This window comes from Mesorhizobium sp. M0778 (assembly GCF_040320105.1).
Classification (GTDB): Bacteria; Pseudomonadota; Alphaproteobacteria; order Rhizobiales; family Rhizobiaceae; genus Mesorhizobium.
Genome location: NZ_JAMYPA010000031.1, coordinates 25859 through 39685, shown reverse-complemented (window position 1 = coordinate 39685; position 13827 = coordinate 25859). Strand labels below are relative to the sequence as shown.

The 13827-nt window shown below is 64.1% G+C and carries 11 protein-coding genes and 1 pseudogene; 9 read left to right on the top strand and 3 right to left on the bottom strand.

Annotated features, from left to right (window positions below; genetic code table 11):
• Positions 1 to 6 precede the first annotated feature (6 nt).
• Both NKI22_RS28830 and NKI22_RS28825 read left to right on the top strand, forming a co-directional pair.
• Positions 7 to 1281, top strand: coding sequence for an amidohydrolase family protein (locus NKI22_RS28830; protein WP_031193659.1), 1275 nt, complete (start codon positions 7 to 9; stop codon positions 1279 to 1281).
• A gap of 114 nt (positions 1282 to 1395) precedes the next feature.
• Positions 1396 to 2314 (top strand): annotated as a pseudogene (locus tag NKI22_RS28825) (DMT family transporter).
• Here NKI22_RS28825 and NKI22_RS28820 read toward each other — a convergent pair.
• A complete protein-coding gene (locus tag NKI22_RS28820) occupies positions 2311 to 3213 on the bottom strand; it encodes a phosphotransferase family protein (protein ID WP_023717941.1) in 903 nt (300 codons plus the stop codon). The pseudogene NKI22_RS28825 and the gene NKI22_RS28820 sit on opposite strands and share 4 nt — an antisense overlap.
• Before the next feature lie 104 nt (positions 3214 to 3317).
• Here NKI22_RS28820 and NKI22_RS28815 point away from each other — a divergent pair, with 104 nt between their 5' ends.
• A complete protein-coding gene (locus NKI22_RS28815) occupies positions 3318 to 3950 on the top strand; it encodes a class I SAM-dependent DNA methyltransferase (protein ID WP_023717942.1) in 633 nt (210 codons plus the stop codon).
• An 18-nt stretch (positions 3951 to 3968) separates the two neighbouring features.
• On the opposite strand, the gene NKI22_RS28810 is transcribed toward NKI22_RS28815, so the two are convergent.
• Together NKI22_RS28810 and NKI22_RS28805 are read right to left on the bottom strand one after the other, a co-directional pair.
• A complete protein-coding gene (locus NKI22_RS28810; protein ID WP_023717943.1) occupies positions 3969 to 6422 on the bottom strand; it encodes a GcvT family protein in 2454 nt (817 codons plus the stop codon).
• On the bottom strand, positions 6419 to 7303 hold the full coding sequence (locus tag NKI22_RS28805) for a phosphotransferase family protein (protein WP_023717944.1): 885 nt from the start codon (positions 7301 to 7303) through the stop codon (positions 6419 to 6421). Before NKI22_RS28805 ends, NKI22_RS28810 begins: the two co-directional genes overlap by 4 nt.
• A gap of 435 nt (positions 7304 to 7738) precedes the next feature.
• Here NKI22_RS28805 and NKI22_RS28800 point away from each other — a divergent pair, with 435 nt between their 5' ends.
• From NKI22_RS28800 to NKI22_RS28775, 6 genes are all read left to right on the top strand, one after another.
• Positions 7739 to 8515 carry a DeoR/GlpR family DNA-binding transcription regulator gene (locus NKI22_RS28800; RefSeq protein ID WP_352548939.1) on the top strand — a complete coding sequence of 259 codons (777 nt, stop codon included), beginning with the start codon at positions 7739 to 7741 and terminating at the stop codon, positions 8513 to 8515.
• A 66-nt stretch (positions 8516 to 8581) separates the two neighbouring features.
• Positions 8582 to 9508: a LysR family transcriptional regulator gene (locus NKI22_RS28795; RefSeq protein WP_023717947.1), complete on the top strand. Its 927-nt coding sequence runs from the start codon at positions 8582 to 8584 to the stop codon at positions 9506 to 9508.
• A gap of 198 nt (positions 9509 to 9706) precedes the next feature.
• Entirely contained in the window at positions 9707 to 10861 is a 1155-nt protein-coding gene (locus NKI22_RS28790; RefSeq protein WP_352817067.1) for an ABC transporter substrate-binding protein, read from the top strand.
• 182 nt (positions 10862 to 11043) lie between these two features.
• The gene (locus tag NKI22_RS28785; protein WP_023717949.1) at positions 11044 to 12042 is read left to right on the top strand and encodes an ABC transporter ATP-binding protein; all 999 of its coding nucleotides are present in this window, start codon (positions 11044 to 11046) and stop codon (positions 12040 to 12042) included.
• 14 nt (positions 12043 to 12056) lie between these two features.
• Positions 12057 to 13007 (top strand): ABC transporter permease, encoded by a 951-nt coding sequence (locus NKI22_RS28780; protein WP_023717950.1) that lies wholly within the window; start codon positions 12057 to 12059, stop codon positions 13005 to 13007.
• Positions 12997 to 13812, top strand: coding sequence for an ABC transporter permease (locus tag NKI22_RS28775; RefSeq protein ID WP_023717951.1), 816 nt, complete (start codon positions 12997 to 12999; stop codon positions 13810 to 13812). Before NKI22_RS28780 ends, NKI22_RS28775 begins: the two co-directional genes overlap by 11 nt.
• Positions 13813 to 13827 lie beyond the last annotated feature (15 nt).

The window sequence follows — 13827 nt, the reverse complement described above, 5'->3', positions numbered from 1 at the left end:
CGATAAATGGATTTCGACCTTGTGGTGCGCGGCGGGACGCTGCCCGACGGCAGGATCGCCGATATCGGCATCGTCGGCGAGACGATCGCGGCGATCGAGCCTGAGCTCAACATCAGCGCCGGCACGGCGATCGATGCCCATGGCAATCTGGTCTCGCCGCCTTTCGTCGATCCGCATTTCCATATGGACGCCACGCTTTCGCTCGGCATTCCCCGCATCAATGTCTCGGGCACGTTGCTCGAAGGCATTTCTCTGTGGGGCGAGCTGAAGCCGCTTCTGACCCACGAGGCGGTGCGCGACCGTGCGCTTGCCTATTGCGACTGGGCGGTGTCGATGGGCCTGCTCGCCATCCGCACCCATGTCGATGTCTGCGACGATCGCCTGCTGGCGGTGGAAGCGCTGCTCGACGTGAAGAAGACGGTTGCGCCGTATATCGACCTGCAATTGGTCGCCTTCCCGCAGGACGGGTTTTACCGCTCGCCGACGGCGCGCGACAACACCACCCGCGCGCTCGACATGGGCGTCGATGTCGTCGGCGGCATCCCGCATTTCGAGCGCACCATGGCCGACGGTACGCGCTCCGTCACCGAGCTCTGCGAGATCGCGGCCGAGCGCGGCCTGATGGTCGACCTGCATTGCGACGAGACCGACGATCCGCTGTCGCGCCACGTCGAGCAGCTTGCCTATGAGACGCAGCGGCTTGGATTGCAGGGCAGAGTGGCCGGCTCGCACCTCACCTCGATGCATTCGATGGATAATTACTACGTCTCGAAGCTGTTGCCGCTGATCGCCGAGGCCGGCGTTTCGGCGATCCCCAATCCGCTGATCAACATCATGCTGCAGGGCCGCCACGACACCTTTCCCAAGCGCCGCGGCTTGACGCGGGTCAAGGAAATGCTGGCGCACGGGATCCGCGTCGGCTGGGGCCAGGATTGCGTGCTCGACCCCTGGTATTCGCTGGGCACCGCAGACATGCTCGACGTCGCCTTCATGGGCCTGCATGTCGCGCAGATGTCGAGCCCGGCCGAGATGGCGTGCTGTTTCGACATGGTCACCAACGTCAATGCCGCCATCATGGGCCTCGACCACCTTGGCCTGGCCGTCGGCAAGCGCGCCAGCCTGATCGTTCTCGATGCCGGCAACCCGGTCGAGGCGCTGCGCCTGCGCCCCGAGCGTCTCTGGGTCATTGCCAGGGGCAAGGTGGTGGCCGAGCGCAGCCGGCAGGACACGCGGCTTTCGATCGCCGGAAGGCCGGGCACCGTGAACCGGCGCCACGCTTAGTCCAGCCGATTTCCGGCGCTGGTCTTACCGAATTCTCGATTTTCGCCTCGTCACGGCCGCTGCTAGCGACTACGACGCGGGTCACCGTATCCACGGCGAGGAACCGGTAACGGAATGGCGCAGCCTGCAGCCCAGAATTCGACGATCAGGAACGTGCTGCTGGCCGGCATCCTGCTGATGCTCGCCGGCGATTTCCTGTTTGCGCTGAACGACGCGATGGGCAAGTGGCTGGTCGCCAGTTTTTCCGTCGGCCAGGTCGTGCTGATCCGCTCGATCGGCGCATTTTTCATACTCGGGCGATGATTGCACATCAGGGTGCGGCCAAGCTGTTTCGCATGGAGCGGCCGGAGCTGCAGCTGCTGCGCGTGGTGATGACGACGCTCGACACGGCGCTGTTCTACGCGGCAGTCGTCTATCTGCCGCTCGCCGATGTGATGAGCTTCTACATGGCCGGGCCGATCTACGTCGCGGCGCTGTCGCACTTTTTACTCGGCGAAAGGGTCGGCTGGCGCCGCTGGGCGGCTATCCTGGTCGGCTTCTGCGGCGTGCTGATCATGCTGAAGCCGCTTCGGCGGCGTTGTCGCTGTCGTCGATGTTCGCGCTCGCCGGCAGCATTTCCTTTGCCTTCGCCATCATCCTCAACCGGCGACTGCGCGGCACCAGCGACACCTCGCTGGTCACCTGGCAAACCATCGGCACGCTGCTGGTCGGCGCTGCGTTGACCATCGGCAGTTGGAAGACGCCGTCCTCGCTCGATTTCGGCGCCATGCTGCTTCTGGGCATTGTCTCCTGCGGCGCGCATCTGATGATCACCAGGGCATTGAAGCTTGCGCCTGCCTCGACCTTGGCGCCGCTGCATTACAGCCTGCTGTTGTGGGCAGTGGTCTTCGGCTCGGCCTTCTTCGGCGATGTGCCTGGGCCACGCATCCTGGTCGGCTCGGCCATTGTCGTGCTGGCCGGCCTGTTCATCTTCCACCGCCAGAAGGTGGTCGACACGGTGCCGCCCGAAAACGTGCCGAAGGGTGTGAACTAACCCTGGCGCACCGCCGCGAGATGCCGTGAAAATTCCGGCGTCTCCATCAGTGCCTTGCAGCGCGCGAAGCGGCCGTCGGCGTAGGCGCGGAAATCGTCGACCGGATTGCCGTTGGCAAGCTGGATCAAGCCCCACAGCGTCCACAACAGGTCGCACATCGCCTTGTAGATGACGATGCGGGCGCGCTCCGCCGGTCTCGGCTCGCCGCCGAAATAGGCCAGCATCATCTCCTCGTCCTGCCCGGCGTCGAATTGCCCTTCGACGCTGAGGTCGCCGAGATCCCAGAGCGGATCGTTCATCCCGGAATATTCCCAGTCGACGATCCACATCCTGTCGCCCGTATCGAGAAAGTTTTCGCAGAGCGGATCGCAGTGGCAGGCGACGATTGGCAGAGGATGAGCCGCAAGTGCCGAGCGCACGGTTTCCGCTTCGCGGACCCCATCGTGGTAGCCGGCAGGCAGGGCGACGTCCTTGGTCGACAGCACTTTCAGATAATCATCGATCATCGCAAACAGTTCAAAGCGGAAGGGGAACACCGCGCCGGATGTGTGCAGTTTGCGAAAGGCCTTGCCGGCGCGTGCCGGGCTGCCCGGTCGGGTCTTGAATTTTTCCGGCGACATCGTCTCGGCGCCGGCGATGAAGCGGGTCACCAGCACGCCGGTCTCGGCATCGACATGCAGCACTTCCGGGCTGACGCCGGCCTTCGCCGCTTCCCGCGCCGCCACTGCCTCGTTGGCGCGGTTGATGTATTCCTCGGTACCCTTGCCGGGGATACGCAGGCAGAAATCCTTACCCCTGAAGACGAGGTTGGTCAGGCCGCCGAGCCGTTCCAGCGGGCCGTCATAACCGGCCAGCATCGGAATGGCCGCAAGTGCGGCGCGTGCCTGGTCGTCCGCCATGGCTTTCGCTCCTTTTCCAGTCTTTATTGTCGCGACGACGGTTCCACAGTTTTCGCCGTTTGGCTATGATCGCGTCGCAGATCGATACCAGGCGACGGAAAGCGATGACGGACAGCAAACAGCAGAGCGCGCTCGCCGCAGCCTATGCGGCGAAGCGACCGGAAGACGTCGCGGCGCTCTACGACAGCTGGGCCGGCACCTATGACGCCGACATGTCGGCGGCCGGCTATCGCCATCCGACCATCTGCCTTGCCTTGCTGGCCCGCCATCTGCCGCGCGGCGCCGCTCCTCTCCTCGATGCTGGCGCAGGCACCGGGCTCATCGGCGAATGGCTTGCCATCACCGGTTATCCGCAGGTCGAGGCGCTCGACATTTCGGAAGGCATGCTGGCGCAAGCCGCGCGCAAAGGCGTCTATTCGGCCCTTCATTGCCTGGCGCTTGGCGCGCCGCTGCCTTTCGTGGACGATGCCTATGCCGGGATCATCTCAGCCGGCGTCTTCACGTCCGGCCATGTCGGGGCCGAGGGTCTGGACGAGCTGATCCGCATCTGCCGGCCGGGCGGGGTGATCGTGCTGACGGTGAAGAACACGCTGTGGGATGCGGGTTTTGCCGCGCGGATCGCCGAGCTCGAGGCGCAAGGCACCGTCACCCGCGCCGAGGAGACGCCGCCCTATGTCTCGATGCCAGGCGAGGCCGATACGGTGCCCAGCCGGGGGCTGGTGCTCATCGTGAACTGAGGCTGAAACCGGAAGGCTCTAGGCCTTCACCTTTGCTCCCGCCGGATCGTAAAGCGGCTCGAGGTGGATTTTAGCCGGCGTCCGTTCCATCGCCACCACCAGCTCGTAATCGCCGGAGGTGAGGAAATCATCGCCGACGCCATCGGCATTGCGCACATAGCCGTAGCCGATGTTCTTGCCGACGGTGTAGCCATAGCCGCCGCTGGTGAGATAACCGACGGCCTCGCCATTGCGCAGGATGGTCTCACGCCCGAGCAGCACGATATCCGGATCATCGACTGTGAAGCCGGCAAAACGTTTCCTGAGCGCCGCGCCGTCGAGCTTTTCAAGCGCCCGCCGGCCGAGGAAATCGGTGTTCTTCCTGAGCTTCACCGCCCAGCCGAGGCCGGCCTCCTGCGGCGTGTCGTTGGGCGTGATATCGGCGCCCCAGGCGCGGTAACCTTTTTCCAGCCGCAGCGATTCCAGCGCCCGATAGCCGACCGGGCGAATGTCGTGGACAGCGCCCGCCGTCATCAGCGCGTCGAAAACCTCGCCCGTCGCCGCGATCGGCGCATGCAGCTCCCAGCCGAGCTCGCCGACATAGGTGACGCGCAGTGCCCGAATGACGTGGCCGGCAATGGCGATCTCGCGAACATGGCCGAACGGAAAGGCGGCGTTCGAGACGTCGGCATCGGTCACCGCTGACAGCACGTCGCGGGCGCGCGGCCCCATCAGCGACAATGTGCCGAACTCCTCGGTGACGTCGGTCAGCGTCACGTCGAACTCGCTGCCGATATGATCGGCAATCCAGGAGAAATCATGCGTGCGGAAACCGGTGCCGGTGACGATGTAGAATTTCTCCTCATCGAGCCTCGCCACGGTCAAATCGGCCTCGATGCCGCCGCGCGTGTTGAGGAGCTGCGTGTAGGTCAGCCGGCCGACCGGCTTGGCAACGTCGTTGGCGCAGATCCAGTCCAGCGCCTTCAGCGCGTCGGCACCGGTCATTTCGTATTTGGCGAAAGACGACTGGTCGAAAATGCCGATCTTTTCGCGCACGTGGCGGTGCTCGTCGCCGACGGGTGAAAACCAGTTCTGCCGGCCCATCGAATAGAGGTCCTTCGGCTCGATGCCTTCCGGCGCGAACCAGTTCGGCCGCTCCCAGCCAAGTTTCGAGCCGAACACGGCGCGATGTTTTTGCAGCCGTTCGTATAAAGGCGAAACGATGCGTGGCCGGCCGCTGACATATTCCTCGTGCGGGAAGCCGATCGTGTAGTGCTTGCCGTAGGCTTCCAGCGTGCGGTCTCGGACCCATTGCCGGTCGCGGTGCAGATCGGAAAAGCGGCGGATGTCGACCACCCACAGATCGAGCGGCGCCTCGCCGTCGACCACCCATTGCGCCAGCACCCAGCCGGCGCCGCCGCCGGATGCAATGCCGAAGGCGTTGAAGCCGGCGCCGACGAACATATTGGGGCATTCCGGCGCCACACCGAGGATGAAATTGCCGTCCGGCGTAAAGCTCTCCGGACCGTTGATCATCTGCTTGACGCCGACATTGGTGAGCGCCGGGACACGCTCGATCGCCTGGCTCATATGCTGCTCGAAATGATCGTAATCATCGTCGAACAGCCGGAACTCCCAATCGTCCGGCACATCGCCGCCGGGCAGACCGGTCGTCCAGGCCTGCGGGTTCGGCTCGTAGCCGCCCATCACCAACCCGCCGACCTCCTCCTTGAAATAGGTGCGGCGATCGGGGTCGCGAATCGTCGGCGCATCGGTCGCCAAGCCGTCGATCCTCCCGGTGATGATGTACTGGTGCTTCACCGGCTGCAGCGGCACGTTTATGCCGGCGAGCGCACCCACCTGCCGCGCCCATTGCCCGGCGCAGTTCACCACCTTGTCGCAGGCGATATCGCCCTTGCTGGTCTTCACCGCGGTGATGCGGCCGTCTCTCATTTCGAAGCCGGTGACCCGCACCTCCTCGAACAATTTTGCGCCGTGCATGCGCGCGCCCTTGGCCAGCGACTGGGTGATGTCGGAAGGGCTTGCCTGACCGTCGCTGGGCAGCCAAGAAGCGCCGACGAGGTCGCCGGTTTCCAGCAGCGGCCACATTTCCTTGACCTCGGCCGGCGACAGCAGATGCATATCCATGCCGAAGCTCTTTGCCGTCGTTGCCAGCCGCTTATACTCGGTCAAGCGGTCGGCATTGGTGGCTAGCCGCAGGCAGCCGGTCTTCTTCCAGCCGGTGGCAAGGCCGGTTTCGGCTTCCAGCCCTTTGTAGAGATCGACCGAATATTTGAGCACCCGCGTGATCGACGCCGACGAGCGCAGTTGACCGACCAGCCCGGCAGCATGCCAGGTCGAGCCCGAGGTCAGCTTGCCCTGTTCGAGCAGCACGATTTCGGCCTTGTGGTCGCGCGCCAGATGATAGGCCGTCGAACAGCCGATGATGCCACCGCCGATGACGACGATGCCGGCGTGGGCGGGCAAGGTCATGGCCGCATCCCGTATTTTGTCCTGTAGTTTTCCAGGGCGGCTTCGAGCCGCGCCAGGTTTTCGTCGGCGTAGGCGGCGTAGTCGACGCCGGGCGCATCGAGGTAGAGCTCGGAAACCATGCCCCACATCGCCTCGCGCAGCAGCGACGCGCATTGCATGGCGGCGTGCGAGCGCCGTATCGCTTCGTCCGGCTCCTTCATGAAGTAGGCGGTCAGGAAGGCGAAGGATTCCTCGTCGCTCATGCCGGCATTGGAAGCCGCGCCGGCAAGGTCGAACATCGCGGTGTTGAAGCCGGCATATTCGAAATCGATGAGCCATAGCCTGTGACCGTCATCGATTATGTTAGCCGGCAGAAGATCGTTGTGGCCGAAGACGATCGGCAGCAGTTTTTGCGCGCGCTCGAGCTCGTCCGCCAGCGTCAGCAGGCGTGGCAATTCGCCCAGCTTGCGGCTGCCGCCTTCCTCCAGCGTGCGCGCATAGTCGCGAATGACGTGGAATACCCAGAACATGAAGCCAGCGCCGGAGACATGACCGGGCATCTCCCGGTGGAAACCGCGCAGCAACGCGGCGACGCGGCCGAGATCGGCGCGCACGTCTTGCGCGACATAGGCCTTGGCGCCGAGATACTCCGTCACCATGACGCCGGGTCCGGTGTAGCGGACGGCCGGAGCGAAGCCTGCCGCGTGTGCTGCCCGCGCGGTCATCATCTCGCGCTCGCGAAAGACATGGTGGAACGGATAGTCCTGCCCGATGCGCACGACGTGCCGCCCGGCCGCGTCCTTGACCAGGTAATTGGCATTGCTCAACCCGCCCGGCAGCGGCGCAATGTCGATGCTGCCGGTCCAGCAAGGCAGCGCGCGGATGCGGTCTTCGACAGTCACGATCTCGTCCAACATTGGGTCAATTTTCCACGCATGTCATGGCTGGCCAGCGATGACAATCGGACGGAGGAATGGAGGCAACGCGAAGATCTCGTCGGTGCAGATCTCGGGATCGGTATCCCGCACCGCACCGACGAGCCCCTTTGTGCCGGGTTCTTCGACGCCGGCATCCGCCCCCGCGGATCCTAATTTTCGGTTCCCTCGCACCCGAGGATTTCCCAGGCGTTCAGGCAGGCAATTTTTCGTGCGGCTCAGCCGTCGGCCTCCGTTCCGAGCTTGTCACAGCGATAATGTCGCGCCAGGCTGGAGACGTTGTCAACGCGAAATTGTGGTGTTTTCTGCTTTTTTGCCCGAATTTTGCGAAATATCTTGGAGTAAGTGGCATTTATGCCGTAGAAACGGTCAATGGTGCAACAATTCGACCGGTTGGAACCGATGGGCCACTCGAAGCGGCATGGCGAAATCCTGCGCCTCCTCAAGGAGGAAGGCACCGTCACCATTGCCAGCCTGGCTGACCGGCTGGGCGTCTCGCTGGAGACGGTACGCCGCGATGTCAAGCCACTGACCAGCGATGGTTCCATCCTCAAGATGCATGGCGCCGTCGGCCTGCCGTCGATTGCCGGCGAAGCGCCGTTCGAGCGGCGCATGCGTGAGAACGCCGATGCCAAGCGGGCAATTGCCCGCATGGTCGCTGCCACCATCCGCGACGGCGAGTCGATCATGCTCGACACCGGCACGACCACGAGCTTCCTGGCCCGCGAGCTGCTCGGCCACCGGCGGCTGACGGTCGTCACCAATTCCTCCGACATCGCCCGCACGCTGGCCACCGTCAACGGCAACAAGGTCTATATGGCCGGCGGCGAGCTGCGCAGCGATTCCGGTGCTGCTTTCGGCGTCTCAGCCATCGAATTCGTCAGCCGCTTCTCCGTCAGCCACGCGGTGATTTCGACCGGCGCGGTCGATGCCATCACGGGTGTCATGGACTATGACCTCGAAGAGGCTGAGTTCGCCCGCATGGTGCTGTCGCGCGGCCAGCGTTCGCTTGTCGTCACCGACCACAGCAAATTCGGCCGGCAGGGTCTGGTTCAGGTCTGCGGCTTCGACGGCTTTTCCGAACTCGCGACCGACCGTCCGCCGCCGCATGACATCGCCGCCGCCCTTGCCCAGGCCGGCGCGCGGCTCAGCATTGCGGATGGCGGAAGCGAGGACTGAGCTCTATCGGGAGAACGGCACCAGCACCCACTTCCCAGCGCCGCCTCTGCCGTGTTTAGTCCGGCCATGGCTTTCACCATCCGCCAATTGCAGTTCTTCATCGCCGTCGCCGAGCAAGGCACGGTGTCGGGCGCCGCCCAGAATCTGTCGATCTCGCAATCCTCGGTCACCGAGGCGATCAAGGAGCTGGAGCACGATCTCGGCGTCGAGCTGTTCGAGCGCCACCCGCGCGGGCTGAACATCACCCACAAGGGCCACCAGTTCCTGCGCCATGCGAGGAAGATCCTTGCCGACGTTTCCGATGCGCGCCGCGCGTTCTTCGGCGAACAGATCGCGGCAAGCGGGCGGCTGCAACTTGGCGTCACCTCGCTGGTCGCCGGCTATGTGCTGTCCGATCTTCTTGCCCGCTACCGCCGCGCCTATCCGGGTGTCGAGGTCTCGGCGATCGAGGACAATGGCGACTATCTCGAGCACCTGTTGATCGGCGGCAAGCTCGACATTGCGGTCATGGTCACCTCGAACCTGCGCGACCGCACCGCGCTGCAGTCCGAAATCCTCGAAGTCTCGGCCTACCGGCTGTGGCTGCCGCTCGGCCATCCGTTGGCCGGTGCCGACATCATCGGCATCGGCGATATCGCCTCGGAACCGCTGATCATGCTGACCGTCGACGAGATCGAGGAGAATACCGGAAAGCTGCTGACGGCGATCGGCGCCAAACCGCACGTCGCATTCCGCACCCGCTCGGTCGAAGCGGTGCGCAGTCTCGTCGCCACCGGCGCCGGCGTGGCGCTGCTGCCGGACCTCGTCTACCGGCCATGGTCGCTGGAAGGCGACCGCATCGAATCGCGCGATATTTCGGGATCGTTGCCGGTCGTCCAGGTCGGCATGGTCTGGCGGCGCGGCTCCGGCCTGCCGCAGGCGGCGCGCGACTTCATCGGACTTGCCCAGTCGCAGCGCATGGTGCGCCAACGGCCCGAGAAGATCGGCCGGTGATGTATCGGAAAAACCGATATCGGCTTTCTGATAAATGAATTTGCGAAACCGGAAATTTCGCAGCACTTTTGAGCCAGGGAACAAAGCTGCCGCAGGAGCACGGCCCCTTAGAGCCGCGCATCCAACGTTTGAACGGGCGCATGACCTTTTCCGAAAACCGAAACCGGTTTCGAGGTCATGCAAAATGGGAGATCGACGATGAATTCATTGCTGAAATCATGCACTGCCTTGACGGTCGCGCTGACCTTCTCCGGCCAGGCCATCGCCCAGGTCAAGGAGCTGGGCAAGGGTGAAGGCGAGGTCAATATCGTCGCCTGGCCGGGCTATATCGAGCGCGGCGAAACCGACAAGGGCTATGATTGGGTCACCTCGTTCGAGAAGGAAACCGGCTGCAAGGTCAACGTCAAGACCGCCAACACCTCCGACGAGATGGTTTCGTTGATGAACGAAGGCGGTTTCGACCTTGTCACTGCCTCGGGCGACGCCTCGCTGCGCCTGGTTGCGGGCAAGCGCGTCCAGCCGATCAACACCGACCTCATCCCGAGCTGGAAGACGGTCGACGACCGGCTGAAGGATGCGCCCTGGTTCACCGTCGGCGGTGTCCATTACGGCGTGCCGTACCAATGGGGGCCGAATGTGCTGATGTACAACACCGAAGTGTTCAAGGAGGCGCCGAAGAGCTGGAACATCGTGTTCGAGGAAATGAAGCTACCCGACGGCAAGTCGAACAAGGGCCGCGTCCAGGCCTATGACGGGCCGATCCACATTGCTGATGCCGCCAACTACCTGATGGCCCACAAGCCGGAGCTCGGCATCAAGGATCCGTACGAACTGACTGAGGACCAGTACAAGGCTGCGCTCGACCTGCTGCGCGTCCAGCGTACGCTGGTCGGACGCTACTGGCATGACGCTGCCATCCAGGTCGACGATTTCCAGAACGAAGGCGTCGTCGCCTCCGGTTCATGGCCCTATCAGGTCAACACGCTGATCGCGGCAAAGAAGCCGGTCGCCTCGACCATTCCCGAGGAGGGCGTCACCGGCTGGGCCGACACCACCATGATGGAGGCCGATGCGGCCCACCCGAACTGCGCCTACATGTGGATTGAGCATTCGCTGTCGCCGAAAGTGCAGGGCGACGTCTCCGCCTGGTTCGGCTCGCTGCCGGTGGTGCCCGCCGCCTGCAAGGGCAACGAACTGCTCGGCGAAGAGGGCTGCAAGACCAACGGCTACGACAATTTCGACAAGATCAACTTCTGGAAGACGCCGGTCTCGAAATGCGCCACCCAGAACGACCAGTGCGTGCCCTATTACCGCTGGGTGTCGGACTATATCGGCGTCATCGGCGGACGGTGAGTTCGTCTCACCTACGAAGCTCGGCGCTGCCCCTCACCCTTACCCTCTCCCCGTGAAGAACGGGGGGTCGCCAGCGTTGGAGCGCCTCCCTTCTCCCCGTCCACTACGGGAGAAGGTGCCGGCAGGCGGATGAGGGGCAGCGCTACCCTGAATTTGATGAGCCTGACAGATCAGGACAACCCATGACCTTCGCCGTTTCTTTCCAAAAAGTCTCCCGCCATTTCGGCAGCGTGCGTGCCGTCGACGCGGTCGATCTCGACATCGTGCCGGGCGAGTTCTTCGCCATGCTCGGGCCTTCCGGCTCGGGCAAGACGACGTGCCTGCGCCTCATCGCCGGGTTCGAGCAGCCGACGGCGGGCTCGATCTCGATCTTCGGCGAACGCGCCGAGGGCGTGCCGCCCTATCGCCGCAACGTCAACACCGTGTTCCAGGATTATGCGCTGTTCCCGCATCTCAACGTGCTCGACAACGTCGCCTATGGGCTGATGGTCAAGGGCGTCGGCAGACCGGAGCGGCAAAAGGCGGCGGAAGAAGCGCTGGCGCTGGTGCGGCTTCCCGGCTACGGCGCGCGTCGCCCTGGCCAGCTTTCCGGCGGCCAGCGCCAGCGCGTCGCGCTCGCCCGTGCGCTGGTCAACCAGCCCAAGGTGCTGTTGCTCGACGAGCCGCTCGGCGCGCTCGACCTCAAGCTTCGCGAGAACATGCAGGAGGAGTTGAAATCGCTGCAGAAGGCGCTCGGCATCACCTTCGTGTTCGTCACCCATGACCAGGGCGAGGCGCTGTCGATGGCCGATCGCGTCGCCGTCTTCAACGACGGCAAGATCATGCAGATCGGCACGCCGGAAGACATCTACCAGCGCCCCAAGACCCGCTTCGTCGCCGATTTCGTCGGCTCGTCCAACGTACTGCCGCCGGATTTCGTCCAGCGCTATGCCGGCCAGCATCGCTGGGGCAGCCTGCGCCCTGAATCCATTCGCATCGGCCGGGCGGCCAAGGGCGACGGCGTTGCGGCTCGCCTGGTGTCGACCAACTATCTCGGCGCGACGATAAGACTGGCGCTCGATGCCGAAGGCTTGCGGCTGCATGCCATCGTGCCGGCGGGTGCTGCCTTGCCCAGGGAAGGCGAGGCGGTGGTGCTCACCTTCAACCGCGAGCATTTGCATCTGATGGACGAGCTGGGATGAGCCTGGACGCCGCCATGCCGCGGGCCACGACCCCCGCCATCCTGCCGGGAAGCGGCGGCCTGCGCGGCGCGCTCTCCGACCTCTTCTGGCGCCGGCCCCAACTCCTGCTTCTGCTCATGCTGCTGCCGCCGGTTCTTTGGCTCGGCATCGTCTATATCGGCTCGCTGTTCGCGCTGCTTTTGCAGAGCTTCTTCTCGATCGACGAGTTCTCCGGCCTCATCAACCGCGAGTTCACGCTGAAGACTTATGGCGACCTGCTGCAGGCCGCCAATCTCGACATCATCCTGCGCACGGTGACGATGGCGGCGCTGGTGACGTTTGCGTCGGCGGTCATTGCCTTTCCCATCGCCTATTACGCGGCGCGCTATGCGCGCGGCCGTTGGAAGGCGTTGTTTTATCTCGGCGTCATGCTGCCGCTGTGGTCGAGCTACCTGGTCAAGATCTATGCCTGGAAGCTGATCCTCGCCAAGGAAGGCATCCTGACGTGGCTGCTGGCCAAATTGCATCTTCTGTGGCTGCTTGATGCCTGGCTGTCGCTGCCGATCGTCGGCGGCAACTCGCTGTCGGTATCGTCCACCGGCACCTTCATCGTCTTTGTCTATGTCTGGCTGCCGTTCATGATCCTGCCGGTGCAGGCGGCCCTCGAGCGCGTGCCGGGCAATCTGGTCGAGGCTTCTTCCGATCTCGGCGCGTCACCCGGCCAGACCTTCCGCAACGTGCTGTTCCCGCTGGCATTGCCGGGTATCGTCGCCGGTTCGATCTTCACCTTCTCGCTGACGCTCGGCGACTACATCATTCCGCAGATCATCGGCACCTCGCGGCTGTTCATCGGCCAGGCCGTCTATTCGCAGCAGGGCACCGCCGGCAACATCCCGCTCGCCGCCGCCTTCACTGTGGTGCCGATCGTCATCATGGGCTTCTATCTCTGGGGCGCCAAGCGCATGGGGGCCTTCGATGCGCTCTGACCGCGGCCAATCCGCGCCGATCGGCCTGAAGCTCGCTGCCACCGGGGGCCTGCTTTTCCTGCATTTGCCGATTCTGCTGATCTTCGTCTATGCCTTCACCACCGAGGAGAAGAGCTTCGTCTGGCCGCCGCCGGGCCTGACCACGCAATGGTTCGCCATCACCTGGAACCGCCCCGACGTCTGGCAGGCGCTGTCGCTGTCTGTACGGGTCGCGGCGATCTCGACCGCCATCGCGCTGGTCCTCGGCACGCTGTGCGCCGCCGCCGTGTCCCGCACAAAATTCTTCGGCCGCGAAACCATCTCGCTGCTGGTGATCCTGCCGATCGCGCTGCCCGGCATCATCACCGGCATCGCGCTGCGCTCGGCGTTCGCGCTGGCCGAAATCCCGTTCTCGTTCTGGACGATCGTGCTCGGCCACGCCACCTTCTGCGTGGTCGTCGTCTACAACAATGCGGTCGCCCGTTTCCGCCGCACGTCCGGCTCGATGATCGAGGCGTCGATGGACCTCGGCGCCGACGGTTTCCAGACCTTTCGGCATGTCGTGCTGCCCAACATCGCAACCGCGCTGCTGGCCGGCGGCATGCTGGCCTTTGCGCTGTCCTTCGACGAGGTCATCGTCACCACCTTCACCGCCGGCCAGCAGCAAACGGTGCCGATCTGGATGCTCGAAGAGTTGATCCGTCCGCGCCAGCGTCCGGTCACCAATGTCGTGGCGATGGTCGTGGTGCTGGTGACGCTGCTTCCCATCCTCGCTGCCTATTACCTGACCCGCGACGGCGACCAGATCGCCGGTTCGGGCAAATGATCTCGTTCATAAGGG